At 33.6% G+C, this 25,979-nt stretch carries 30 protein-coding genes and 4 tRNA genes; 25 read left to right on the forward strand and 9 right to left on the reverse strand.

Translation table 11 applies throughout. The features are described from left to right. Positions 1-53: 53 nt before the first annotated feature. The 6 genes from FN795_RS16950 to tgt form a co-directional block, all read right to left on the reverse strand. A complete protein-coding gene (locus tag FN795_RS16950) occupies positions 54-431 on the reverse strand; it encodes a hypothetical protein (RefSeq protein WP_142451746.1) in 378 nt (125 codons plus the stop codon). 135 nt (positions 432-566) lie between these two features. Beyond that, the gene (gene dnaB / locus FN795_RS16955; RefSeq protein ID WP_035649575.1) at positions 567-2,111 is read right to left on the reverse strand and encodes a replicative DNA helicase; all 1,545 of its coding nucleotides are present in this window, start codon (positions 2,109-2,111) and stop codon (positions 567-569) included. Between the two features lie 140 nt (positions 2,112-2,251). After that, positions 2,252-3,205 carry an acetyl-CoA carboxylase carboxyltransferase subunit alpha gene (locus FN795_RS16960; protein ID WP_142451747.1) on the reverse strand — a complete coding sequence of 318 codons (954 nt, stop codon included), beginning with the start codon at positions 3,203-3,205 and terminating at the stop codon, positions 2,252-2,254. A 112-nt stretch (positions 3,206-3,317) separates the two neighbouring features. Beyond that, positions 3,318-4,205, reverse strand: coding sequence for a DMT family transporter (locus FN795_RS16965; protein WP_035649581.1), 888 nt, complete (start codon positions 4,203-4,205; stop codon positions 3,318-3,320). Beyond that, positions 4,192-5,280: an LptF/LptG family permease gene (locus FN795_RS16970; protein WP_142451748.1), complete on the reverse strand. Its 1,089-nt coding sequence runs from the start codon at positions 5,278-5,280 to the stop codon at positions 4,192-4,194. The genes FN795_RS16965 and FN795_RS16970 overlap by 14 nt, the downstream gene beginning before the upstream one ends. A gap of 88 nt (positions 5,281-5,368) precedes the next feature. Beyond that, positions 5,369-6,499 carry a tRNA guanosine(34) transglycosylase Tgt gene (gene tgt, locus FN795_RS16975; RefSeq protein WP_035649585.1) on the reverse strand — a complete coding sequence of 377 codons (1,131 nt, stop codon included), beginning with the start codon at positions 6,497-6,499 and terminating at the stop codon, positions 5,369-5,371. A gap of 149 nt (positions 6,500-6,648) precedes the next feature. On the opposite strand from tgt, the gene FN795_RS16980 reads away from it, so the two are divergent. The 4 genes from FN795_RS16980 (at position 6,649) to FN795_RS16995 (ending at position 10,066) form a co-directional block, all read left to right on the forward strand. Continuing rightward, on the forward strand, positions 6,649-7,509 hold the full coding sequence (locus tag FN795_RS16980; RefSeq protein ID WP_142451749.1) for a polysaccharide deacetylase family protein: 861 nt from the start codon (positions 6,649-6,651) through the stop codon (positions 7,507-7,509). A 128-nt stretch (positions 7,510-7,637) separates the two neighbouring features. Continuing rightward, positions 7,638-7,937: a hypothetical protein gene (locus tag FN795_RS16985; protein ID WP_142451750.1), complete on the forward strand. Its 300-nt coding sequence runs from the start codon at positions 7,638-7,640 to the stop codon at positions 7,935-7,937. A gap of 252 nt (positions 7,938-8,189) precedes the next feature. Next, a complete protein-coding gene (locus tag FN795_RS16990) occupies positions 8,190-9,038 on the forward strand; it encodes a transketolase (RefSeq protein WP_142451751.1) in 849 nt (282 codons plus the stop codon). Between the two features lie 74 nt (positions 9,039-9,112). Continuing rightward, positions 9,113-10,066, forward strand: coding sequence for a transketolase family protein (locus FN795_RS16995; protein ID WP_142451752.1), 954 nt, complete (start codon positions 9,113-9,115; stop codon positions 10,064-10,066). Positions 10,067-10,142: 76 nt separating this feature from the next. Here FN795_RS16995 and FN795_RS17000 read toward each other — a convergent pair whose 3' ends face one another. Next, positions 10,143-11,246 carry an FKBP-type peptidyl-prolyl cis-trans isomerase gene (locus FN795_RS17000; RefSeq protein WP_142451753.1) on the reverse strand — a complete coding sequence of 368 codons (1,104 nt, stop codon included), beginning with the start codon at positions 11,244-11,246 and terminating at the stop codon, positions 10,143-10,145. 79 nt (positions 11,247-11,325) lie between these two features. Here FN795_RS17000 and FN795_RS17005 point away from each other — a divergent pair, with 79 nt between their 5' ends. Further along, positions 11,326-11,721, forward strand: coding sequence for an RNA-binding S4 domain-containing protein (locus FN795_RS17005; protein WP_142451754.1), 396 nt, complete (start codon positions 11,326-11,328; stop codon positions 11,719-11,721). 116 nt (positions 11,722-11,837) lie between these two features. Beyond that, positions 11,838-12,338 carry a phosphoribosyltransferase family protein gene (locus FN795_RS17010; RefSeq protein WP_142451755.1) on the forward strand — a complete coding sequence of 167 codons (501 nt, stop codon included), beginning with the start codon at positions 11,838-11,840 and terminating at the stop codon, positions 12,336-12,338. Here the strand turns inward: FN795_RS17010 and FN795_RS17015 are convergent. After that, on the reverse strand, positions 12,330-12,848 hold the full coding sequence (locus FN795_RS17015; RefSeq protein WP_142451756.1) for a shikimate kinase: 519 nt from the start codon (positions 12,846-12,848) through the stop codon (positions 12,330-12,332). The two genes, FN795_RS17010 and FN795_RS17015, sit on opposite strands and share 9 nt — an antisense overlap. A gap of 127 nt (positions 12,849-12,975) precedes the next feature. Between FN795_RS17015 and FN795_RS17020 the strand changes: the two genes are divergently transcribed. The 5 genes from FN795_RS17020 to FN795_RS17040 all read left to right on the forward strand — a co-directional run bounded on the left by FN795_RS17020 (position 12,976) and on the right by FN795_RS17040 (position 14,429). Beyond that, positions 12,976-13,048: transfer RNA gene (locus FN795_RS17020), tRNA-Lys, on the forward strand. A gap of 40 nt (positions 13,049-13,088) precedes the next feature. Next, positions 13,089-13,161: transfer RNA gene (locus FN795_RS17025), tRNA-Lys, on the forward strand. A 43-nt stretch (positions 13,162-13,204) separates the two neighbouring features. Next, positions 13,205-13,287 (forward strand) — tRNA-Leu (locus FN795_RS17030). Positions 13,288-13,660: 373 nt separating this feature from the next. Next, the gene (locus tag FN795_RS17035; RefSeq protein WP_142451757.1) at positions 13,661-13,978 is read left to right on the forward strand and encodes a hypothetical protein; all 318 of its coding nucleotides are present in this window, start codon (positions 13,661-13,663) and stop codon (positions 13,976-13,978) included. Positions 13,979-14,356: 378 nt separating this feature from the next. Continuing rightward, positions 14,357-14,429 (forward strand) — tRNA-Lys (locus FN795_RS17040). Positions 14,430-14,571: 142 nt separating this feature from the next. On the opposite strand, the gene FN795_RS17045 is transcribed toward FN795_RS17040, so the two are convergent. Further along, positions 14,572-15,054, reverse strand: coding sequence for a nuclear transport factor 2 family protein (locus FN795_RS17045; RefSeq protein ID WP_142451758.1), 483 nt, complete (start codon positions 15,052-15,054; stop codon positions 14,572-14,574). Positions 15,055-15,304: 250 nt separating this feature from the next. On the opposite strand from FN795_RS17045, the gene FN795_RS17050 reads away from it, so the two are divergent. From FN795_RS17050 to FN795_RS17115, 14 genes are all read left to right on the forward strand, one after another. Beyond that, the gene (locus tag FN795_RS17050) at positions 15,305-15,628 is read left to right on the forward strand and encodes an ArsR/SmtB family transcription factor (RefSeq protein WP_142451759.1); all 324 of its coding nucleotides are present in this window, start codon (positions 15,305-15,307) and stop codon (positions 15,626-15,628) included. 5 nt (positions 15,629-15,633) lie between these two features. Then, positions 15,634-16,101 carry an SRPBCC domain-containing protein gene (locus FN795_RS17055; RefSeq protein WP_142451760.1) on the forward strand — a complete coding sequence of 156 codons (468 nt, stop codon included), beginning with the start codon at positions 15,634-15,636 and terminating at the stop codon, positions 16,099-16,101. Between the two features lie 7 nt (positions 16,102-16,108). Continuing rightward, positions 16,109-16,486, forward strand: coding sequence for a DoxX family protein (locus FN795_RS17060; protein ID WP_142451761.1), 378 nt, complete (start codon positions 16,109-16,111; stop codon positions 16,484-16,486). Positions 16,487-16,496: 10 nt separating this feature from the next. Further along, a complete protein-coding gene (locus FN795_RS17065; RefSeq protein ID WP_142451762.1) occupies positions 16,497-17,075 on the forward strand; it encodes a YdeI/OmpD-associated family protein in 579 nt (192 codons plus the stop codon). A 29-nt stretch (positions 17,076-17,104) separates the two neighbouring features. Further along, positions 17,105-17,770: a DNA alkylation repair protein gene (locus FN795_RS17070; RefSeq protein ID WP_142451763.1), complete on the forward strand. Its 666-nt coding sequence runs from the start codon at positions 17,105-17,107 to the stop codon at positions 17,768-17,770. 18 nt (positions 17,771-17,788) lie between these two features. Continuing rightward, positions 17,789-18,346, forward strand: coding sequence for a DUF4256 domain-containing protein (locus FN795_RS17075; RefSeq protein ID WP_142451764.1), 558 nt, complete (start codon positions 17,789-17,791; stop codon positions 18,344-18,346). 97 nt (positions 18,347-18,443) lie between these two features. Further along, positions 18,444-18,944, forward strand: a complete 501-nt coding sequence (locus tag FN795_RS17080) for a tetratricopeptide repeat protein (RefSeq protein ID WP_244289997.1) — start codon at positions 18,444-18,446, stop codon at positions 18,942-18,944. Between the two features lie 120 nt (positions 18,945-19,064). Next, complete coding sequence (locus tag FN795_RS17085; RefSeq protein ID WP_142451765.1) at positions 19,065-20,027, forward strand: ion channel; 963 nt, start codon at positions 19,065-19,067, stop codon at positions 20,025-20,027. A gap of 71 nt (positions 20,028-20,098) precedes the next feature. Next, positions 20,099-21,001, forward strand: coding sequence for a MerR family transcriptional regulator (locus FN795_RS17090; protein ID WP_142451766.1), 903 nt, complete (start codon positions 20,099-20,101; stop codon positions 20,999-21,001). A gap of 34 nt (positions 21,002-21,035) precedes the next feature. Further along, positions 21,036-22,502 (forward strand): phytoene desaturase family protein, encoded by a 1,467-nt coding sequence (locus FN795_RS17095; RefSeq protein ID WP_142451767.1) that lies wholly within the window; start codon positions 21,036-21,038, stop codon positions 22,500-22,502. A gap of 3 nt (positions 22,503-22,505) precedes the next feature. Beyond that, positions 22,506-23,345, forward strand: a complete 840-nt coding sequence (locus FN795_RS17100) for a phytoene/squalene synthase family protein (protein ID WP_142451768.1) — start codon at positions 22,506-22,508, stop codon at positions 23,343-23,345. A 210-nt stretch (positions 23,346-23,555) separates the two neighbouring features. Continuing rightward, complete coding sequence (locus FN795_RS17105; RefSeq protein WP_142451769.1) at positions 23,556-23,996, forward strand: sterol desaturase family protein; 441 nt, start codon at positions 23,556-23,558, stop codon at positions 23,994-23,996. A gap of 78 nt (positions 23,997-24,074) precedes the next feature. Further along, positions 24,075-24,584, forward strand: coding sequence for an SRPBCC family protein (locus FN795_RS17110; RefSeq protein WP_142451770.1), 510 nt, complete (start codon positions 24,075-24,077; stop codon positions 24,582-24,584). 47 nt (positions 24,585-24,631) lie between these two features. Further along, entirely contained in the window at positions 24,632-25,927 is a 1,296-nt protein-coding gene (locus tag FN795_RS17115; protein WP_142451771.1) for a cryptochrome/photolyase family protein, read from the forward strand. The last annotated feature ends 52 nt before the right edge of the window (positions 25,928-25,979 follow it).

Here is a 25,979-nt window from a genome sequence, read left to right on the forward strand (position 1 = left end):
AATTAAGGAACAAGAAAACGTATCCACAGTTTACAAGAAATGAATACATACTTTTATTCGTTCATAGGACTATCTGGATCAGCGGTAGCAGGTGGGCTTGGTTCTGTAAAATCATAAATACCTGCACCGTCTTCAGTTACTCCATCTTTGTAACCAGGAATTTGATCTTCATAAATTCCAGTTTTTTCATTATAAGTTGTTCCAACGATCATTAAAGTTTGCAAGCCTTTATCGTTTACTCCTATATAAGCTCTTGCAGCATCAATTCCTTGTGCTAAAACTTTTTCTAAATTAACTTTAGGAATTAAAAACGAATTAACACGTTTCTTTGCTGTTTCTTCGTCTGTTTGCTTTTTCCAACTTGCTACCCAAGTTTGAGCTACTTCTAAAGTAATGTTAGTATCCTTTTCAGGTAATCTCTCATTTGCCATAATATATAATTTGTTTATTGGTTACAGTTAATTATGCGATTGTTTAGCAATCGATTCGCTAATCTACTGAATTTTATCAATAAATTTAACATTAAGACATAAAAAAAACCTTATAAAAAGGTTTTTAAATTGTATTTAGAATGGCACATCACTGTCATCGTCATCGTCATTGAGATTGCTTCCAAAAGCTTCATTCGCTGACGGGAGATTTTTAGTAATAAATGGATTATCGTCGTGATTCATTTTTGAAGGCAAATCATCAAATCCACCGGTAAATTCTTCAAGATTGTCGAACTTACCTAAATGTCCTAAGAATTTCAAACGAATATTCTCAAGTCCACCATTACGGTGTTTGGCTATAATAAACTCCGCCTGACCAGCTGTAGGTGATGCCTCATCATCATCCCATTCCTCAATTTTATAATATTCAGGACGATAAATAAATGATACAATATCGGCATCCTGCTCAATCGCTCCAGATTCACGAAGATCCGAAAGCAAAGGTCGTTTACTAGATCCACGAGTCTCAACGGCACGTGACAACTGCGAAAGTGCAATAACCGGCACGTTTAACTCTTTTGCTAAAGCTTTTAAGTTTCGGGAAATTGTCGAGATTTCCTGCTCACGATTTCCTCCTCCTTTTCCGTTACCTCCAGCAGTCATTAACTGCAAGTAGTCGATAATGATTAATTTAATTCCGTGTTGTGATGCCAAACGACGACATTTTGCACGTAAATCGAATATCGAAAGCGAAGGTGTATCATCAATAAATAATGGGGCTTTTTCTAGATTCTTAACTTTTGTACTTAATTGCTCCCATTCGTGTTTTTCTAATTTTCCAGTTCTTAATTTTTCTGAAGACAATCCTGTTTCAGAAGAAATAAGCCTTGTAATCAACTGAACAGACGCCATCTCCAGAGAGAAAACTGCCACTGCATGCCCAAACTGAATCGCAACATTTCGTGCCATCGAAAGTACGAAAGCCGTTTTACCCATACCCGGACGAGCCGCAATAATAATCAAATCCGAAGGCTGCCATCCAGATGTTACCTCATCTAATTTTTCAAAACCAGTTGCGATACCACTCAAACCTTCTTTACCTGCAATTTCTTCAATACGTTTTTTCGCCTGAAGAACCAAACTCTGCGCAGTTTCAGAACTACGCTTGATATTTCCCTGAGTTACTTCGTATAATTTAGATTCGGCTTTGTCTAATAAATCGAAAACGTCTGTAGTTTCATCGTACGATTCTTCGATAATTTCAGAAGAAATTCGAATCAAACTTCTTTGAATAAATTTCTGAAGAATAATACGTGAGTGAAACTCGATATGCGCAGACGAAGCAATTTTCTGCGTAAGCTGAATCAAATAAAAATCTCCACCCGCTACATCTAACTTTCCATTTTTCTTTAACTGTGTCGAAACCGTCAATAAATCGATTGGCTGTGTTTCGGTAAAAAGTTGTAAAATCGCCTCAAAAATATGTTTGTGTGCGTCTTTGTAAAAAGCATCAGGCTGCAAAATATCAATTACATCATCTACACCCTTTTTATCAATCATCATCGCTCCAAGAACAGCCTCTTCAAGATCAATTACTTGCGGAGGAAGTTTTCCTTTTTCAAGATTAATAATAGTGGTTTTATCTACCTTTACAGGGTTTACATTTTTGAAATTTTCCATATAGCGAAAGTAACAAAATTTAAAAAAAAATTGTTATCGAGTTATAACTATTAATTGTTTATAAATATGCTTTTTTTGTTCATAACCAAAAAAAAATCCGAAACTGTAAGGCTTCGGATTTTTAATTAATCTGTAAGAATTTACTCTTTATACTCGCCCATATTACTATATTTGTCCATTCTTTGGGCAATTAGCTCGGCTGTTGATAAGTCTTTCAATTCGTTATATCCTTTGGTAATGTATTCTGCTACTGTTTTGAAAGTAGTTTCGCGGTCGTAGTGTGCTCCACCTAGTGGTTCCGGAATAACATCATCAACTAATTTTTGTTTTTTCATGTCAGATGAAGTCAATTTCAAAGCATCAGCAGCACGTTCTTTGTACTCCCAGCTTTTCCATAAAATTGACGAACAAGATTCTGGTGAGATTACAGAATACCAAGTATTTTCTAACATGTAAACTTTATCTCCAACACCAATTCCTAAAGCTCCTCCAGAAGCACCTTCACCAACAATAATTGTGATGATTGGCACTTGTAAACGAACCATTTCAAAAATGTTTCTTGCAATTGCTTCACCTTGTCCTCTTTCTTCAGCTTCAAGTCCTGGATATGCACCCGGAGTATCAACTAAAGTAAGAACCGGAATTCCGAATTTCTCTGCCATTTTCATTAAACGCAAAGCTTTACGATATCCTTCAGGGTTTGCCATACCAAAATTACGGTATTGGCGTGTTTTTGTATTAAAACCTTTTTGCTGTCCAACGATCATAAACGACTGCCCGTTTATTTTTCCAAGACCACCAACCATTGCTTTATCATCTTTAAAACCTCTGTCTCCATGAAGTTCTAAAAAAGTATCACCACAAATTGCTCTGATATAATCTAAAGTATAAGGTCTATTTGGGTGTCTTGACAATTGTACACGCTGCCAAGCCGTAAGGTTTTTATATATTTCTTTCTTAGTTTCTACTAATTTTTTGTTGATTTCCTTGCAAGTTGCTGTTACATCAACCTCAGATTCTTTTCCAATTACAACACACTTTTGCAACTGTTCTTCAAGTTCTTTGATTGGAAGCTCAAAATCTAAATATTCCATGGATTTTTGAATTTTGTTTTTAAATCGAACCGCAAATATAAAAATATTATATCATTGGCATAGTTAATTGTTAGTAAAGTATCAAATTCTGAATTAAAAGATAAGTAAACTATTACACTTCTTTCTTGTTTTTATAATGTTTAAAAACACCATTTAAAATAACTGTAATGATGATTATTACGGCTCCTATGTAAAATTCAGTACTCATTTTTTCTTTTCCGCCAAGAATAAAATAAGCTAGCATAATTCCGTAAACTGGCTCTAAATTAGTCGTTAACATTACTGTATAAGGTGTTAATCGCTGCATCACTTTTACAGATGCGGTAAAAGCATAAGCAGTACAAATGGAAGCCAGAATAAGTAATAAAACCCAATTATTCAATGACAGAGTAAAGAAATCAGCGGTAAATTTTCCTTGAAATAAAAAATAAATAGTGATAAAGAAAACTCCAGCACCAAATTCATAAAATGTAATTACTGAAGGTTCATGATCTGAAATTAATTTTCCGTTCATCAACGTAAATAACACACCAAGAATTATCGCTGCCAAGGCATAATAAACACCTGTAAGATATTTAATTTCAACCTGTAAGATCAAAGCGAGACCAGCAATAATAATCAATCCGAAGAAAACTTCGTAAAACAATATTTTTCTTCCGTAAAAAAGCGGTTCGAGTAATGAAGCAAAAAAAGCGCCCAAAGAAAATATCGAGAGTGTTATCGATACATTGGAAACATGAATGGCTTTAAAAAAGAAAATCCAGTGCAATGCAATCAATAAACCAACAAATATCAACTTAAAAAGCTCTTTTATCGGAACCTGAAAAGACTGCTTTTTATAAATAATAAATGCTCCTAAAAAAATCATGGCAAGAAGCATTCTGAACCAAACCAAATTTTCGGCATCAATGGTGATTAAAGCGCCCAAAATGGCTGTAAAACCCCAGATAAAAACAATTAAATGAAGATTTAAATAACTTTTTAAATTATCGTTTCGCATTACGTAGTAGGTAAACTGCTAAAATTCCGAAAACAATATTCGGAAACCAAACAGCTAATAAAGGTGAGAATGTAGATTTTTCGGCAAGGGTTCCAAATATTTTATCAAAGAACACAAATGAGAAAGCAATTGCAATTCCGATAGCCAGATTGGTTCCCATTCCGCCACGGCGTTTCATAGAAGAAACCGCAACGGCGATAATCGTTAAAATAAAGGCAGAAACCGGTACACTATACTTTTTATAAAGGACAACCAAATAAGTATTGATATTTCCTGAACCTCTTTTTCTTTCTTTATCAATAAAATCGATCAATTTACCAAGAGAAAGTGTTTCGGCAATATAAACCACCGGAGTCAAATCGGCCAATTCGAATTTGAATTTCTGTTCTTTTTCAGGAACTTTTTCGATTATATCATTTAGTTCACCTACAGTTCTTTTAGTGTAATCGTATAAAATATATGTTTTCTTTTTTGGATCCCATTTAATTCGGCTTGCTGAAATTTTATACGTCATTTTTTCCTTTTCAAAATGCTCTAGCGTAAAATTAAAAGCCGTTTTAGATTCTTCATTAAAACTGTTTACATAAATAAAATCGTGATCATTTAATTGTCTGTATACATTGGTATTATTACCAAGCATCTCAGCTTTTCCGTTTCCTTTTAAATAAGTATATCTAAAATTATTGAATCCTTCACTAGCCGCAGGAACAATAAAAAATCCCATTAAAAGAACAAAAACCGAAACGATTGAAGCGCCAATAATATAAGGTCTTAAAAAACGGCTAAATGAAATTCCAGAACTTAAAACCGCAATAATCTCTGTATTATTTGCCAATTTTGAAGTAAACCAAATCACCGATAAAAACAAAAATATCGGAAAAAGTGAATTCGCAAAATAAATAGTAAAGTTGTAATAATAGAGCGCAATATCCATAAATGGAATCTTGTTCTCCAGCATTTTATTCACCTTTTCAGAAACATCAATTACAATTCCAATCGGAATAAATAACAAGATCATCACCGAGAAAGTGGCTAAATATCTTTTTAAAATATACTTATCTATTATTGTCAGCATATATTTTTTGTTTGTTTTGTTTCAAGTTTCAGGTTTCAAGTTCTGCAGAGAACATGAAACCTGAAACCTAAAACTTGAAACTTTTTATTTAAAGTCTTTGACTCATGTTTTTAACCATCATTTCTTTCCAAGGCCTGAAATCTCCGGCTAAGATATGTTTTCTCGCTTCACGAACCAACCACATATAAAAACCAAGATTGTGGATCGTTGCAATTTGTTTTCCTAAATATTCGTTAGCCGCGAATAAGTGACGCAAATAAGCTTTTGTATATTCTGTATCTACAAAAGTATGCCCCATTTCGTCGATTGGAGAAAAATCAGCTTCCCATTTCTTGTTTTTGATGTTGATTGTTCCGTTTGCTGTAAATAACATTCCGTTTCTTGCGTTACGCGTTGGCATTACGCAATCGAACATATCAATTCCTAATGCAATATTTTCTAAAATATTTATAGGAGTTCCAACACCCATTAAATAACGAGGTTTATCTTCTGGAAGAATTTCGCAAACTACTTCAGTCATTGCGTACATTTCCTCAGCTGGTTCACCAACCGAAAGTCCACCAATTGCATTTCCTTGCTGACCAGAGTTAGCAATATATTCAGCCGACTGGCGACGTAAATCTTTATAAGTACTTCCTTGAACAATTGGAAAAAATGTTTGTTCGTAACCGTATTTATATGGAACTTTTTCCAAATGATTAATACAACGATCCAACCAACGGTGAGTCATGTGCATTGAACGTTGTGCATATCTGTAGTCACAAGGATAAGGTGTACATTCATCAAAAGCCATAATAATATCAGCTCCAATTGTACGTTGAATTTCCATTACATTTTCCGGTGTAAAAAAGTGATATGAACCGTCAATATGCGATTTAAACTTCACTCCTTCTTCCTTAATTTTTCTGTTTGAAGAAAGAGAATATACTTGATATCCGCCAGAATCCGTTAAGATATTACGATCCCAATTCATGAATTTATGCAATCCTCCTGCTTTTTCAAGAATTTCTGTCTGCGGACGTAAATATAAATGATAGGTATTTCCAAGAATAATATCCGGATTAATATCATCTTTTAACTCACGCTGATGTACCCCTTTTACAGAAGCCACCGTTCCTACAGGCATAAAAATAGGCGTTTCAATTACGCCGTGATCAGTAGTTATACTTCCCGCTCTTGCTTTTGACTGCGGATCTTTTTGTAATAAATCGAACTTCATTTGTTTCTTTTTTCAGTCGGCAAAGATAAGTTAATTTCATGGAAATTTAATTAATTAGGCAATTTGTCAATTATAAAATTGAGTTAATTCAAAAACAATATAAAACCTAAACTCCAGAAATTTTTAAATTTGAATAAAATCAATTAAAAATGAATCTAGCTCAAAAACTCGGATATCCAGAAAACACCAAACTATTAATGATTCACGCCGATGATGCCGGATTATCTCACTCAGAAAATCAGGCCACGATAAAAGCGCTTCAAAATGGCTCTGTAAACTCTTATAGTATAATGGTACCGTGTCCGTGGTTTTTTGAAATGGCAACATTTACCAAAGACAATCCAAATTACGATTGTGGCATTCATTTAACGCTGACTTGCGAATGGGAAAATTATAAATTCGGGCCAGTGCTTCCTATTTCTGAAGTTTCGAGTTTAGTTGATCAAAACGGTTATTTCTATAAAACGAGACAAGATTTCAAAAACAATGCAAAGCTTTCTGAAATTAAAAAAGAACTTACTGCTCAAATAGAAAAAGCTTTGCAATTTGGCATTCAACCTACACATCTCGATTCGCATATGTGCAGTGTTGGAGTAACTCCTGAAATTTTGGAAATTTATAAAGAACTCGGGAAAACATATAATTTACCCGTTTTTATTAATAAAGCATTTGTAGAATCCATTAGTTTATGTGATGAAAAATATGATTTTGAAAATACACTTTTAGCAGATAATCTTTTGATTGGATATTACACTGATTTCGAAAAAGGTGAACTTAGAAAATCTTATGAAAAAGCTTTAGACAACGTAATTCCCGGATTCAATGTTTTCTTACTCCATCCTGCTTTTGATGACTTTGAAATGCAGGGAATCACTCTAAATCATCCAAATTTTGGTTCAGAATGGCGCCAAATTGACTTTGATTTTTTTACAAGTGAAGAATGCGCTACAAAGCTCAAAGAAAACAATATCCAGCTTATTACATGGAAAGAGATTGCTGCAATTAGATAATTTGTCAATTAGAAAATGAAATATTTTTTTGCACTTAATGTAAATATTGCAATTTTCTGATTTCTAAAATATAACAAATCAAATTCATTGATTTCATAACTTTATAAAACACTTAAAATTTAGAAATCATGATAAATTCAGAAGATAAAAATCCAGCAAAAGAAAATCAAATTGAAAGAAATCTGGAGAATTTAGATTATCCGGCAAACGAAGATATTTATAATCAGGAAGACAAACTTGAGGATATTGATCCAGAAGATATTTCCAGCGAAAGAATCATTAATCAGAACAATCACGAATGGAAACAAAACAGCGACAAACTTGGCGACGATCTTGATGTTCCAGGCGCTGAACTTGATGATGATCAGGAAGAAATTGGTTCAGAAGATGAAGAAAATAATTTTTACAGCGAAAGCGATTCAAATTAATTTTTACATCAAATTTTCTGCAACTATTTTTATGCCGTAAATTAAGTGTATTTACAACATTTAAAACCGTTGTTATACATTTAATTCGTAGCATAATTTTTATGTACAATTATCAATATCTCTAATTTTACTCAAATCAGGTAAAAAAAGCGCAAAAAAATATCACAATTGAGGCAAACTAAAGCAAAAAATCATTTGTCTCCCCGCAAAATAACCTTTACTTTTGCTTCAGTTTAAAATTTTACATATAAAATGAAGCCTAACACACAACAATTAAGCGATTTAACGATCCAAGTAAGAAGAGACATTCTTAGAATGGTACATGCTGTAAACTCTGGACACCCAGGTGGTTCATTAGGTTGTACTGAATTTTTGGTAACACTATATCAAAATATTATGGACCGCAAAGAAGGTTTTGATATGAACGGAATTGGAGAAGATTTATTTTTCCTTTCAAACGGACATATCTCTCCTGTATTTTATAGCGTATTAGCGCGCAGCGGTTATTTTCCAGTTTCAGAACTTGCTACTTTTAGATTATTAGATTCTCGTTTACAAGGACACCCAACAACTCACGAAGGTTTGCCTGGAGTGCGTATTGCATCTGGTTCATTAGGACAAGGTTTATCTGTAGCTCTTGGAGCGGCGCAAGCAAAAAAATTAAACGGTGATAATCATATTGTTTATACTTTACACGGAGACGGAGAATTGCAAGAAGGTCAAAACTGGGAAGCTATCATGTATGCTTCTGCTAAAAAAGTAGACAACATTATTGCAACTATCGACTTAAACGGAAAACAAATCGACGGAACAACTGACGAAGTTTTGCCAATGGGAAGTATTCGCGCTAAATTCGAAGCTTTTGACTGGGATGTTTTAGAAATTAAAGAAGGAAACAGTATTGATGCAATTCTTGCTGGCTTAACTGATGCTAAATCAAGAACAGGAAAAGGAAAACCAGTTTGTATTTTATTACATACAGAAATGGGTAATGGAGTTGATTTTATGATGCATACTCACGCATGGCATGGTAAAGCACCAAACAATGACCAATTAGCAAACGCTTTGGCTCAAAACATTTCAACTTTAGCGGATTATTAAAAAAAGCTATAAGCTGTAAGCCATAAGCCATAAGCTTATTGCCTAAAGCTTACTGCCTAAAGCAAAAAACAAAAATGAAAAAATACGAAAATACAGGAAGTAAAGATACTCGTTCTGGTTTTGGAGCGGGAATGACTGAATTAGGTCAAAAAAATGAAAACGTAGTAGCGTTATGCGCAGATTTAATTGGTTCATTGAAATTTGATGAATTCAAAAAAAATCACCCAGAGCGTTTTTTCCAAATCGGAATTGCAGAAGCTAACATGATTGGAATTGCTGCAGGTTTAACAATTGGAGGGAAAATTCCTTTTACAGGAACTTTCGCGAATTTCTCTACAGGTAGAGTTTACGACCAAATTCGCCAATCTGTTGCTTATTCAGATAAAAATGTAAAAATCTGCGCTTCTCACGCTGGTTTGACTTTAGGAGAAGACGGAGCAACACACCAAATCTTAGAAGATATCGGATTAATGAAAATGTTGCCAGGAATGACTGTAATCAATACTTGCGATTACAACCAGACTAAAGCTGCAACTTTAGCTTTAGCAGATCACCACGGCCCTGCTTATTTGCGTTTTGGACGTCCAGTTGTACCAAACTTTACTCCTGCTGATGAGCCATTCGTAATTGGAAAAGCAATTATGTTAAACGAAGGAACTGATGTTACAATCGTTGCAACAGGTCACTTAGTTTGGGAAGCTCTTATTGCTGCTGAAGCTCTAGAAGCAAAAGGAATTTCTGCTGAAGTAATCAACATTCACACTATTAAACCTCTTGATGAAGAAGCTATCTTAAAATCTGTAGCTAAAACGAGATGTGTAGTTACTGCAGAAGAGCACAACTACCTTGGAGGTCTTGGAGAAAGCATTTCAGGCGTATTAGCTTTAAAAAATCCGACTCCACAAGAATTTGTAGCAGTACAAGATAGTTTTGGAGAATCTGGAACACCAGAGCAATTAATGGAAAAATACAAATTAAACAATCAAGCGATTGTTGAAGCTGTAGAAAGAGTTATCAAAAGAAAATAATTTTTACTTTCTTACTTTATAAAAAAAGCCTCGAAATTAAATTTCGAGGCTTTTTTGTATTTCTATTTTATCTTAATTATTTTACGCTATGATGATTTTTATCAACATGAATTCTTAATCTTCCTGGAGAAGTATAATCACCTCCAAATGCAGGAATTCCATATGTTTCACTCTCATCTACATTTGGCGTGCTAGGATTATCCGGAATTGGGTCAAAAGGATAATATTTACTTATTCCAGTAACTGGAGCATCAGCAGGTTTTGTAGTTTCAAAACGAGTAGTATAACCATCTCCATCATCATCAAAATCTAAGAAATCTGCGATTCCATCCCCATCTGTATCGTCTTTCATCCACTCTGGAGGATTTGGATACCTTACCAAATCTCTTAAGTCATAAACATATCCATTGCCATCAAAACCATCAGCAGTAACAGTTTTATTAACATCTTCAAAATAATCAGGAATACCATCTGGCTCAGCAGTTACTGTTGTTCCATTTATTCTAATATCATGATCCATTCTTAATAGACCATACAATTTAAAACTAAATACCAAAGGAGAATATGCAGGAATCTTATCTTGCGCCGATGCATAATACGCTAATCCTGAAGGCAGAAACATTACACCAGCTCCAAAATTATCATAAGTAATTACGCCATTTGAAGCAGTAGTTGATGTTCCAGTCCTAAACTGAGGGAAAATTTCTCCCCAGCCATCAATTACGGCACCTTGAGTATAAACAAACAAATCAAAACTTACTCCATATCCATATGAAGTATCAAAAAGAGTTCCATCAAGCAAATTACCTGAATAGGAAGCGTAAATTTTATCTGTATTACATGGAGCTTCACCAGTTCCTTTTCTTAATTCTAAATAATAAACATCATAATAAACATCACGATTGTAAACTTTTCTAACTTTTAGGGGGTATGTTTTTTGATCCCAAATTGAAGTCTGCGTACCGCCAGCAGGAATTTTCTTTATTACAATATCATAATTCGCAGTAACGTTGTCAATATAATTAGTCTTTAAATATTTTATAATAGAGTCATTATCTGCTTTATATTGCACTTTATAATCTCTTACCTCAACTACAGTTTCATCATCATCACTCTTATTACAAGAAACCATGGCAATACCAGCGAGCAATAAAATAAAATAATATTTAAATTTATTCATTATTGTTAATTTTTTAGGTGCGCAAGATACAATATTGATTTATTTTTGTAAAGAATTTAACTTGGATTTTAGAAAAATTATGAGAATAGATAAATACTTATGGTGCGTGCGTTATTACAAGACCAGAAACATGGTTACAGAAGCCTGCAAAAAGAACCATATTACTGTAAATGGGCAGGTTGCCAAACCTTCTAAAGAAGTTTTCCCAACAGACAAAATCACCTTTAGAAAAGATCAGATTACACAAATTATCACGGTCCTTGATATTCCGGAAAGCCGCGTGGGAGCAAAACTTGTTGATATATACCGCAAAAACGAAACTCCACCCGAAGCTTATGCACATTTAGAGTTATTAAAACTCTCAAAAGAGCATTATAGAAAAAGCGGAACAGGAAGACCAACCAAAAAAGACAGACGAGATATTGACGAGTACGGAAATGAAATTTTTGATGAAGACGAAGAAAATGAAATTTAAATTTTAATTCTGAAATCTCAATTTCCAAAAAACATAAAAAATTAATTTTCTAAAATTGGAATTTGGAATTTAAAAACTGCAATTCATAAATTTGTACATTAGCAAAAAATAAAATCATGAGCAAAAACATCATCTTAACTAATCAGGAAATCGAACACAAAATTAAACGTATTGCCTATCAAATTTACGAGACATTTGTTGACGAAGAAGAAGTCGTTATTGCCGGAATCGCTTCTAACGGATCTGTTTTTGCCCAAAAAATAGCCACTGCCCTAAGCAATATCTCAACGCTGAAAATTTCAACCTGCGAAGTTAAAGTCGACAAGCAAAATCCGCAGTTGCCAATTCATACTTCTTTAACCAAGGAAGAATACCAAAATAAAGGATTAGTATTAGTTGATGATGTATTAAACTCGGGCACAACATTAATATATGCTGTTCGTCATTTCTTAGACGTTCCGCTTAAGAAATTCAAAACAGCAGTACTTGTTGACAGAAATCACAAAAAATACCCTGTAAAAGCCGATTTTAAAGGAATCTCTTTATCAACTTCTTTATTAGAGCATGTTCAGGTAGTTTTTGACGAAAATGGAGATAATTACGCTTTTTTAAGCTAGGATTTCCAAAATATCTTCAACTGTTTCTTCGACTGATTTACCATCAACCGACACTTTATGTTGTGCATGGTTATAATAAAAACTTCTGTCGAATAAATGTTTTGCGATAAATTCTTTCATTTCATCCTCTTCCATATTTGCAATCAACGGGCGTTTGCTTTTGTTTTGGGCTAATCTATTATATAAAGTTTCAATTGATGCTTTTAAGTATATAGATACTATATCATCATTTTGAAGCAGTAAATGATTATTCGCATAACATGGAGTTCCTCCACCAAGACCAATAATGTTATTTTCTGAAGAATTAAGCAATTCTACAAACATTTCGTGTTCTAATTTTCGAAAATAAACTTCCCCATGTTTAGAAAAAATTTCATTTATCGACAAATTTGCTCTTTTTTCGATGCAAGTATCTAAATCCAGAAACGGAATATTTGTAATTTTTGACAAGTTTTGGGCAATTGTTGACTTTCCGCAACCCATATAACCTAATAACACTATTTTTTTCATATTAATAAAACCTTATAAACTAAGACATTGGGAACTTTTCGTAAAAAAAGACAAATTTATAATAAAAATGCTTGGAAACTTCGAAAATAACTCCTTATATTTGCACCCGCATTCAAGAAACGAATATGACTCGATAGCTCAGTCGGTAGAGCACATCACTTTTAATGATGGGGTCCTGGGTTCGAGCCCCAGTCGGGTCACAAAATTTGTGATTAACAAAATAAGTTTCTTGAAAGCAATGACTCGATAGCTCAGTCGGTAGAGCACATCACTTTTAATGATGGGGTCCTGGGTTCGAGCCCCAGTCGGGTCACAAAGGTCGGGTAAATTATTTTACTCGACCTTTTTTCTTTTTAGGCCATGTGGAGAAACGGTAGACTCGCCATCTTGAGGGGGTGGTGCTCGCAAGGGCGTGAGGGTTCAAATCCCTCCATGGTCACTTAAACAAAAGCGCAAACCAATAAACATAAGGTTGCGCTTTTTTAATTTGTTATTTTTCCGACTTCTGCCCGACAATTTTGATTAATTAGCAAACATCTCTATTTATTCAATTTTCTCACTCTAATTTGCAAAGTTTAAAAACTGCATCCTAATAAGCTTTATTATTGAAAAGAGACACACTTAATTAATTAAAACATTTTTATTATCATTTTTTAATTTTCATCTCTTCGTTTTTTTTTATTTAAACAACTCTCTACTCTAGAACAGATATTTAAACAAACGAAATGTCTTATCACAATGTTTTTTTGACCCAATTGCGTCATTTAAATGCAAGATTGATAGTTTTTTTGCATTATTAAAAATCAATAATTATGGAGAATACAATAAATGAAAAAACGTTAATAGAATCAAAAGTAGATTTGATGTATTTTAGAACAGTAAGAAGAACTACAGCACATGCAACACTCACCGACAAAGCATTAACTATATCCAAATACATTGGAATTGTCAAAGACAACTACAGTCTTGAAGAAATCGAATCTTATTATTTCTTCAAAGTTGCTTTAATTATGCCTACGGGAATTGGATTTAAATTAAAAAATGGTAAGAAGGTTGAATTTGCACCATTAATCGGAAAAATAGGAAAATGGAAATCCGCTCTTAGCGAAAGTACAATTCCACAGGCTTAATATTCATAGACTTTTTTTGTAAAGTGACTTTAGGCCCGATCAATATATGTGGCCAATTAACAAAATACTAAACTCGTCACATAAAATTACAACCATTAAATCTAATGAGTAAATAAAAATGAGTCCAGCCTCACTTTAAACTGGAAATAAGTGATCAACATCGCAGAGTTTTTCATTCCAAACCTTCGTTAACTCGCATGAAAGATGAAAAACCTCCAAAAAAAGTTTGAATTTTGCATCAAGGAAATTCACCAAAAAAATTAAAGCCTATTTTACTGTAAAATAGGCTTTTAAAATTTATTCCGAAAAAAGCATTAAAAAAAGGCTTCAAAACCTAAATAAAGTACTTATATTTGCACCCTCATTAGAGAAAACAATGACTCGATAGCTCAGTCGGTAGAGCACATCACTTTTAATGATGGGGTCCTGGGTTCGAGCCCCAGTCGGGTCACAAAAACAAAAAAGCCTATTTCATTTCGAAATAGGCTTTTTTTTATGTCTTTTTTTTTGCTTTTACAAAAAAGCTATTTCTCATTTCCAAATACCCCTCTCCCCTTGCAATGAATCCGGAATGGCAATATTTTCTACCATTTTTAACTCTTATGATCAAAGCTCAAAACCTCTTTTAAAACCCACTCCTTATTAATTAAAAGATAGACATGCGTAAATTTTGCTTCGCTTGTAAAAACATCTGGTTTATTTGCTTCTCTTAAATAAAAATCATGAATTCCAGTTTGAACGACTCCGTAAAGTTTTCCTTCGCTATAAAGCGGATACACTTCTAAACTTTCCGGTTTTACTTTTCTGATTGGTTTTTGCAAACCTTTTCCACAAATATTCTTTTTTACATTTTCTAAAAAAGTCTTTTTATTCTGAACACCGCCCTGATCATGATAAAAAACCAAATCGGGATGAATCGCTTTTTCTAAAAAAGCAATATCACATTGATTAAAACTCTTTTCAAAGAAAATACTGTCATGTTTTTTCAAAGTCAAAAACAATTCGGAATCTTTTGCAACTTGCGAAAAAACAGCAACCGAAATATGGAATAAAAATAATGCGAGAATCTTTTTCATATCTAAGTTTCTTAGTTGTTATTATTTATAAAAACCTTCACTTCAATAATTTCTTTAAAAGTAACACAAACCAATTAAAAACAATTTTTTAGAAGTTAAATTTTTCATCCCTTCAACAATTTCAAAGGCTTCAAGTGTTTCACTTTTTTTTACTAACAGCACATTTTCAATTAATTACAAAAAATATTTGTTAAAAAATTTGCGTAGCCAAATGACTTCGTATATATTTGTAGCCAAATAACTTCACAACATGAATTTAAGACGAGATGTATTTCAGGCCATAGCCGATCCTACAAGAAGAGCTATATTACTTTTGGTGACTTCGCATTCGATGACTGCCGGTGCGATAGCTTCTAATTTTGACACGGCGCGTCCAACAGTTTCCAAACATTTAAAAATTCTGACGGAATGCGATTTATTGCAACAAACGCAAAATGGACGAGAAGTTCATTATACAATTAATGCTAAAAAAATGAAAGAAATAGCCGATTTCATAGAACCTTTCCGCCAAATGTGGGACGAAAGATTCAATAAACTTGAAGAAATTATGAAAAACTACAAACAAAAAAACTAACTGATATGGAATTAAAAACAAAAATAAATGCGCAAGACGACAAACAAGAACTTGTTATTACACGTGATTTTGATTTGCCCGTCGAATTGCTTTTTAAAGCTTACATCGAGCCTGAAATTGTAGCACAATGGATGGGAACAAAAGTTTTAAAACTTGAAAGCAAAAAACATGGTAGTTATCAATTCGAAACCAGTGATGCAAAAGGAAACGTGGTTGTTCAAATGAATGGTGTTATTCATGAATTTATTCCGAATGAAAAAATAACCCGAACATTTGAGATGGAAAATTCGCCTTTTACTGTTCAATTGGAATTTTTGGAATTTGACAAAGTAAGTGAATCGACGAGTAAACTCACCATGCAGATCGTTTATAAATCGACAGCTTTGAGAAATCAAATGCTTCAATTACCATTTAAACAAGGGCTAAACATGGCCCATAATCGATTAGAAGAAATTTGCAGTAAACTAAAATAAACCTATCATGACAAAAAGAAACAAAATTATCTATTGGGTTGCTACGCTTTGGCTAGCACTAGGAATGACAGCAACCGGAATCGTGCAATTAATGCAATCAAAAGACGAAACAGATCGAATGTCGCATTTGGGTTATCCAATTTATTTACTAACTTTATTAGGCATTTGGAAATTATTAGGCGTTATAACAGTTCTAATCCCTAGATTTCCATTATTGAAAGAATGGGCTTATGCTGGTTTTTTCTTTGCAATGTCAGGCGCACTATTTTCGCATTTTGCAGCAAATGACAGTGCAAAAGATTTTTTTGGACCGGCACTTTTAATCGTCCTAACAGTTACGTCTTGGTATTTCAGACCAACGGAACGAAAACTCATTAACGTTTAAACTTATAAAAATGAATCCGAAAGTTGATTTTTTCTTTGACAAAGCCACAAAATGGCAGGAAGAATTGGAACAAATGCGAACCATTGCTCTTGAATGCCAGTTAACCGAAGAATTAAAATGGGGAAATCCTTGTTATATGTACCAAGATACCAATGTTGTTTTGATTCATGCGTTTAAAGATTATTGCGCTTTTTTATTTTTCAAAGGCGCTTTGCTAAAAGATACTGACGGAATTTTGATTCAACAGAGTGAGAACGTTCAAGCAGCACGTCATATCCGATTTACAAGCTTGAAAGAAATTGTTGATTTGAAACCTATTCTAAAAACATATATTTATCAAGCAATTGAAATTGAAAAAGCAGGTTTGAAAGTAACTCTGAAAAAAACTTCGGATTTTCCTGTTTCAGAAGAATTTCAAAAGAAACAAGATGAAAATCCCGAATTTAAAAAAGCTTTTGAAGCTTTGACTCCGGGGAGACAAAGAGCTTATTTGCTTCATTTTTCTCAACCAAAACAAGCCAAAACCCGTGAAGCCAGAGTCGAGAAACACACTCAGAACATTCTTGACGGAAAAGGTTTAAATGATTAATTTGCCATTGAAATAAAAACCAAATCAAAATGACAGCAAACGATATTTTAACACAACTCAAAGCTCTTGGAGACGAAAAAGTATTTGCCCAAAATAAAAAACGCGGCGCAAGCGAAAATCAATTTGGCGTTAAAATGGGCGATATTCGAACATTGGCAAAAAAAATCAAAATCAATCATGAATTAGGGCTCGAACTTTGGGACACTGAAAATGCTGATGCCCGATTTTTATCTATTTTAATTTTAGATCCAAAAAAGCTTTCGAATGAACAAATTGCCAAAATGGTTTCTTCGGAAAAATTCGTTCATATTGCCGATTGGTTTTATTCTTATATAATTAAAGATTATTCAGATAGAGAAACGCTACGTCAAGCCTGGATGCATTCAACTGATGTCATGCACGGCCGCGCTGCATGGAGTCTTACCAGCGGATGCGTTGCCCGTAATCCTGATGTTTTGGATTTACCCTCTTTGCTAGACCGAATTGAAAATGAAATGCCAACTGCAGCACCGGAAGTTCAATGGACAATGAACAGCACATTGGCACAAATTGGAATCAAATTTCCTGAATACAGAACTCGTGCTTTAGCCATTGGAGAAAAACTAGGCATTTACAGAGATTATCCAACTTCAAAAGGCTGTACTTCTCCTTTTGCCCCAATTTGGATCAACGAAATGGTGCGCCGACAAGAATAAAAATCAAAAAACATTGAAATGAAAAATAAAATTTCGCAAGAAGAACAAGAACAGCTTATCAGTATTTTGAAAGTTCGTTTCGAAAAAAACTTAAGTCGTCATACCGATATTGACTGGACAAAAGTAGAAGCGAAACTTATTGCTAACCCAGAAAAACTTTGGTCGCTTCTTCAAATGGAAAAAACAGAAGGAGAACCGGATGTAGTCGCTTACGATAAAAATACCGACGAATACATTTTTTTTGATTGTGTCGCCGAAAGTCCAAAAGCACGAAGAAGTCTTTGCTACGATAGAAAAGCGCTTGATTCCAGAAAAGAACACAAACCAAAAAACAGCGCTGTGGACATGGCGGCAGAAATGGGAATTGAACTTTTGGCCGAAGAACAATATCGCCAATTACAAGAACTTGGGAATTTTGACACCAAAACTTCAAGTTGGATTTCAACACCGGAAGATGTTAGAAAATTAGGTGGTGCCGTATTTTGTGATTTCCGCTACGGAAGAGTATTTCTTTATCATAATGGTGCCGAATCCTATTATGCAGCACGAGGATTTCGAGGTTGTTTAAAAATATAATTTATATCACAATTATTTTACAAAAGTAGTTCTCGTACAAAACAAATCTTTCTTAAATTCGTTTGGAAATAATTAATCACTAATCCCAAATTAGTTTATGAAAAACCTACTACTAGTATCTTTTATTATGATTACCTGCGCGACATGGGCGCAATCTGCAACGGCTTATTTTGACAAAGCCATGAAAAAAGCCGAAGCCGGAAACACAAAAGGCGCAATTGCCGATTACACAAAAGCCATCAGCATGAATTCTAAATTTGTCGAAGCCTACCAAAATCGTGGCGTGGCTAAGGTGAAAATTAATGACTTAAAAGGTGCATTGGCAGATTTTAGCAAAGCAATCGAATTAGACGACATGAATGCCGATGCCTTTACAGGAAGAGCAAACGTAAATTATAAATTATTGAATTATCAGGACGCTATTAATGATTGTAGTTCATCACTTGGTTTAAACCCAAAAGATTATATTGCTTACAATTTAAGAGGTCTTGCTTATAATAAACTTGGGGACAAAAAGAATGCCTGCAAAGATTTTTCAAAAGCTGTTGAATTAGGTAGTCAGAGTGCCATCAAAAACAAAGTAACGTTTTGTAAATAAATAAAACGCAAATAATAAAAAGCCATTTGTAAACACCAAAATACAAATGGCTTTTTATTTTACAAACACTTTAACATTCCACAAAAGATATTTATAAATTTGCTCTTCAATTAAATTTCTATGGCGCTTCTTAAAAAAATAAACAACTACGCTCAAACCGATAAAAATTCCGGATTTGGAACCAATGCAGAAAGCTACGGCGGAAGATTTGTTAATAAAAACGGAACTGCAAATATTGAAAAAAGAGGCATGCATTTATTGCGACGCATCAGCTGGTACCATACCATGATTGATATGCCAAATTGGAAATTCATGCTCATTTTATTTAGTTTTTACATTGTCATCAATTTTATTTTTGCTATCATTTATTATGCTATCGGAATTGAACATCTTAACGGAATCGAACAATCTCAAAGTATTTTGACGCAATTTGGCCAAGCTTATTTTTTTAGTGCGCAAACTTTTACCACGGTTGGTTATGGACATATTAGTCCGACTGGATTTTTAACCAGCGCCTTGTCTGCCGCCGAAGCTTTAATTGGATTATTGAGCTTTGCAATTGCAACAGGATTGTTTTTTGGAAGATTCAGCAAACCTACTGCGTTTTTAAAATTTTCTCATAATGCCTTAATTTCGCCTTACGGAGAAAACAAAGGTTTAATGATTCGGCTTGTACCTTTTAAAAATACCAACTTTACTGATGCAACTGCAAAAATTACTTTAGGATTGAGCCTTGAAGAAAATGGCGAACGAGTAAATAAATTCTACAATCTGGAACTGGAATTAGACCGAATCAATGCGCTTACATTAAGCTGGACATTGGTGCATCCAATTACAGAAAATAGTCCTTTATATAATTTTACCGAAGAAGATTTCAAAAAAACACATGGTGAAATTTTAGTCTTTATTACCACTTTTGATGACATGTTTAGTAACACAGTTGCTGCCCGAACTTCGTATACTTTTGACGAAATTATATACGGCGCAAAATTTGTAACTATGTACAACAGAAGTAAAAACGCATCCAAAACAATTCTTCATCTGGACAAATTAAATCAGTATGAGACTACAAACTTTCAATAATCTAGCATTTTGATAAAGTTTTAGAGGTTTTTTCAGATTTTATTTTATTTTTGTTTATTCAACAATTAAAAATGGTAAACAATATAAAAACAGTTTTCAGTATAAAAGACCTTGAAAACTTATCTGGAATTAAAGCGCATACAATTCGTATTTGGGAAAAAAGATATAATATTCTTGAGCCAATGCGAACTGATACTAATATCAGACTATATAATTTACAAAACTTACAAAAGCTTTTAAATATTACTTTACTGCACGAGTACGGTTATAAAATATCTAAAATTGCGACTTATCCTGAAGAGAAAATTCCACAATTAGTTCGCGAAATTATCTCAAAGAAAAATTCACAAAACTATGCCATCACTTCTTTTAAAATGGCAATGATGAATTTTGATCAGGAATTGTTCTTTAATACTTTTGACTGGCTTATTTCAGAAAAAAGCTTTAAAGAAGTTTTTAAAGAGCATTTTCTTCCATTGTTGAAAGAATTAGGATTATTATGGCAATCAGAAACCATAACGCCAGCAAATGAGCATTTCATGAGTCATTTGATCAAGCAAAAGATTTTAATTTATACCGAAAGTCTTCAAATATTAAAACCCACCAAAACAGATCGAATTTTTGTTCTTTCATTGCCTTTAAATGAAATTCATCAAATTGGTCTTTTGTATTTACAGTACGAGATTTTATCAAAAGGATACAAAACCATTTATTTGGGCGAAAGTATGCCAATTGAAAATCTTCAGGATTTAACGCGTCATTTTGAAAATATCACTTTCGTTTCTTTTATGACTGTGCAGCCCGATCGCGCTGTTATCAATCAATATGTAAAATCAATGGGACAGAAACTGCTGTTAAAAAACAACGAAATCTGGCTTATGGGTAATATGGTTGAACATATTGATCAATCTAATCTACACGAACGCATTCGTATTTTTGATTCGATGGAAGAAACTATAGAAGAAATTCAATAGTTTTGTTTAAAGTTTTTGTATATTTGTTAAACAAATGACAAAAACTATCATCATAATAGGATCTGGCTTTTCTTCATTAGCCGCTTCATGTTACTTGGCGCAACAAGGAAACAAGGTCATTATTTATGAAAAAAATCCAACAGTCGGCGGTCGTGCCCGACAATTCAAAAAAGACGGTTTTACTTTTGATATGGGGCCAAGTTGGTATTGGATGCCCGATGTATTTGAACGTTTTTTTCAGGATTTCAACAAACAAACTTCTGATTATTACGAATTAATAAAACTAAATCCAGCTTATCGGGTTTATTTTGGAACAAATGATTTTATCAGCATTTGCGATAATTTGGAAGAAATCAAATCTACTTTTGAAACTATCGAAAAAGGAAGCGCATCTAAACTTCAAAACTTTATCGATCAGGCAAAAAGCAATTATGATATTGCCATCAAAGATTTAGTTTATCGCCCCGGAGTTTCTCCTTTAGAATTAATCACTCCGAAAACCGCATTAAAACTAAATCAGTTTTTAAGCAATGTCAGTCAGGATATCCGCAAGAAATTCAAAAATGAAAAATTAATTCAGATTTTAGAATTTCCGGTTTTATTTCTTGGAGCAAAACCAAACAAAACACCTTCGTTTTACAATTTCATGAATTACGCCGATTTTGGCTTAGGAACATGGCATCCAAAAACGGGAATGTTTGATGTAATTTCTGCCATCGAAAAACTGGCTCTTGAACTTGGCGTAACAATCAAAACCAATTCACCAATTGAAAAAATTCTTGTTGAAAATAAAAAAGCAACCGGAGTTAAAATCAATGGAAAAATCATAAAAGCTGATATTATTTTAAGCGGTGCCGATTATCAGCATACTGAAACTTTATTAGAAAAAGAGCATCGTGCCTATTCCGATAAATATTGGGAAAGTCGTGTTTTCGCACCATCTTCTCTCCTATTTTTCATTGGCTTTAATAAAAAAATAGAAAACGTTTCGCATCATGCTTTATTCTTCGATGTCGATTTCAATCAACATGCAAAAGACATTTATGATAATCCAAAATGGCCGGAAGCACCATTATTTTATGCCAATTTCCCTTCTAAAACCGATTTAACAGCCGCGCCAAACGGAATGGAATCAGGTTTTTTCTTAATTCCGCTTGCACCAGGAATCGAAGATAATGAAGTACTTCGAGAAGAATATTTCGAAAAGATAATCACTCGTTTCGAACAGCTTACGAATCAAAAAATAAAAAATAACATTATATTTAAGAAGTCATTCTGCAAAAATGATTTTGTAACAGATTACAACGCTTACAAAGGAAACGCTTACGGAATGGCAAATACTTTATTGCAAACCGCCTTTTTAAGACCAAAACTAAAAAGCAAAAAAGTACGTAACTTATATTTCACAGGACAATTAACTGTTCCTGGCCCAGGGGTTCCGCCTGCTTTAATTTCGGGAAAATTGGTTGCTGAGTTAATTCAAAAATCTTTTAGATCTTAAAAAATGAAATCATTATTCGACGCCGTTTCTTTCAAATGCAGTAAGCTGATTACGCAAAATTACAGTTCCTCTTTTTCATTGGCTGTAAAAATGCTTTCGCCAAGTATTCGCGATGCCATTTACAGCATTTATGGTTTTGTTCGCTTTGCTGATGAAATTGTAGATTCATTTCACGATTATGAAAAAGAATATCTGATAGAGGATTTCGAAAAAGAATATTACAAAGCAATGCAATTAGGTATCAGCTTAAATCCTATTTTAAATTCATTTCAACATACCGTAAAAGAATATAATATTACAGATGATTTAGTTCAGGCTTTTTTGCGAAGCATGAAACTCGATCTTATAAAATCAACTTACAACACACAAACTGAATATACAGATTACATTTACGGTTCTGCCGATGTTGTCGGTTTAATGTGCCTGAAGGTTTTTGTTGCTGGAAAAGAGCACAAATACGAACAATTAAAGGATGAAGCCATGCGTTTGGGTTCAGCTTTTCAGAAAGTCAATTTTCTGAGAGATTTAAGAGATGACAACTTGGTTTTAAACCGAACTTATTTTCCGGGAATCAACCTCAACAATTTCAACGAAGCTTCAAAAGCACAAATAATCAAAGAAATCGAAGAAGATTTCCGTATCGCCTATCAAGGGATTGTAAAATTGCCGATTGAAGCAAAATTTGGTGTTTACACGGCTTATGTTTATTATAAAAAATTGCTCAAAAAACTAAAAAACACACCATCGCATGAAATTGGAAATTCCAGAATTCGGGTTTCAAATTATACAAAAGCCGGACTTTTAGCGCAGTCTTTTGTGACATATAAATTAAAACTAGTTTAAAAATTAAGATCAAAGCATGTCATCCTGAGCGAAGTCGAAGGACCACGAGAAGCTCGACAAAGATTGGATTCTCGTTGCGGAGTTACTTGCGGTCCTTCGACTTCGCTCAGGATGACAAAAAACAAAAAATCTTTAGAGTTAATCTTTTATAATTTAAAGCTAAACTCAGAAAAAATAAAATGATAATTTTAAAACATCAACATTTATAAAATGATTTCTTTTTTAATCTTTATAGGCGTTTTTCTGTTCATGGAATGTATTACCTGGCTTACGCACAAGTACGTAATGCATGGTTTTATGTGGTATTTTCACGAAGATCATCATCAGCCAAAATATGAGCATACTTTCGAGCGCAACGACATTTTCTTTGTCATTTTTGCGACTCCAAGTATTATTCTATTTTATTTTGGTGTTCAGGGCGGCTTCAATTATTTGTTTTTCGTGGCCTGCGGAATCACGCTTTACGGCGTTTGTTATTTTTTAATTCACGATGTTTTGATTCATCAGCGTTTTAAATGGTTCAAAAATACCAAAAACAAATACCTCATCGGACTCCGAAAAGCACATAAAATACACCATAAACACCTTAATAAAGAAAAAGGAGAATGTTTCGGAATGTTGTTTGTACCGTTTAAATATTATAAAATGTAAAATATTTTGAGCGTTCTCCGCCGCGGCGGATCGGGTTTTCCGCTCACGTTTTTTAAGAACAATTGATTCAACGAGAAAATGAAATTATACAAAATAGAAACCGTTCAGTATGTAAATTCAAGTGTTGAAGATTGCTGGGATTTTTTCTCCAGTCCAAAAAATCTTAAAACCATAACGCTTGACAATATGAGTTTTGAAATTCAGGATTTTGATAATAAAAGAATGTATCACGGACAACTCATTACTTACACCTTAAAACCGCTTTTCGGAATTAAAATTTCTTGGGTTACTGAAATTACGGCCTGCAAGGAAAATGAATATTTTATCGATGTTCAGCGTTTCGGCCCGTATAAATTATGGCATCACAAACATTTTTTTGAACGCACAAAAGACGGCCGAACAAAAATGACAGATATTGTTCATTATGCTCTTCCACTAGGAATTTTAGGCCGATTCATGAATACCATAATTGTAAAAAACAAACTCAAAACAATCTTCGATTTCCGTCACAATAAAATCGAAGAATTATTCAATTCACAAAAAGAGCCACTAGTTCTACAAATTAATGGCAAACAAAAAAGCTTTTAATTTTTTAAACACACAATACAAAATTCGTCAAGACATAACCAATACAAATGACAAAACAAAAAGTTAGCTTTTTCTGGTTCAGACGCGATTTGCGTTTGGAAGACAATACCGGATTATTTCACGCCTTACAATCGGATTTTCCTGTAATTCCGCTATTTATTTTTGACGAAGATATTTTGGATAATCTTCCAAAAAGTGACGCTAGAGTAACTTTTATTTACGATTCACTTCAGAAAATAAATTCACAGCTAATCGAATTCGGTTCTTCAATTTTAACCAAAAAAGGAAAAACAACAGAAGTTTGGAAATCACTTAGTGCAGAATTTGACATACAAAACGTTTTTTTCAATAAAGATTACGAACCTTTTGCAATCAAACGTGACAATACAATTTGTTCACTTTTAAAAGAAAATAAAATCGAGTGTTTCTCTTTTAAAGATCACGTAATTTTCGAAGAAAAAGAAATTACGAAAGCTGATGGAAATCCCTATACGGTTTACACTCCTTATAAAAACAAATGGCTCGAAAAATATCATTTTTCAGGATCAGCTCCAGAATATGATTCTACTCCATTTCAATCTAATTTTGCAAAAAATCAATTTTCATTTCCAGAATTATCAGAAATTGGTTTTGAAAGAAGTGCTATAAAAGTACAACCTCATAATTTATCTCAAATTGCCAATTATAAAGAAACACGGGATTTTCCGGCTTTAGACAGTACCTCTTATCTTTCTCCACATTTACGTTTTGGAACCGTAAGTATTCGGAAATTGGTAAATTGGGCCAACCGAAAAAACCAGACTTTTTTGAGCGAATTAATCTGGAGAGAATTCTTTATTCAAATATTATTTAGTTTCCCAAATTGCGTCAATCATAATTTCAAATCGAATTACGACGGAATCCAATGGCGCAATAACGAAGAAGATTTTAAACGTTGGTGTTCTGGAACCACAGGTTATCCAATGGTCGATGCCGGGATGCGTCAACTTAACGAAACTGGTTATATGCACAATCGTGTTCGAATGGTTGTGGCGAGTTTTTTATGCAAACATTTATTGATTAACTGGCAATGGGGCGAAGCATATTTTGCAGAAAAACTATTGGATTTTGAATTGGCGTCCAACATAGGAAACTGGCAATGGGCTGCGGGAACAGGATGCGACGCCGCGCCCTATTTCAGAGTTTTTAATCCCGAAATTCAGCAAAAGAAATTTGACGAAAAAGGCGAATACATCCGCAAATGGATTCCTGAATTTGATTTTGGTTATAATGAACCAATGATTGACCACGCTTTTGCGAGAGATCGTGCAATTGCGACTTATAAAGCGGGAATTTTGAAATAGTTATTTTTGTTTCAGGTTTCAAGTTTCAGGTTTCAGGTTTTTGCTGAATGCT

The sequence above is a fragment of the Flavobacterium resistens genome, from assembly GCF_900182645.1.
Classification (GTDB): Bacteria; Bacteroidota; Bacteroidia; order Flavobacteriales; family Flavobacteriaceae; genus Flavobacterium; species Flavobacterium resistens.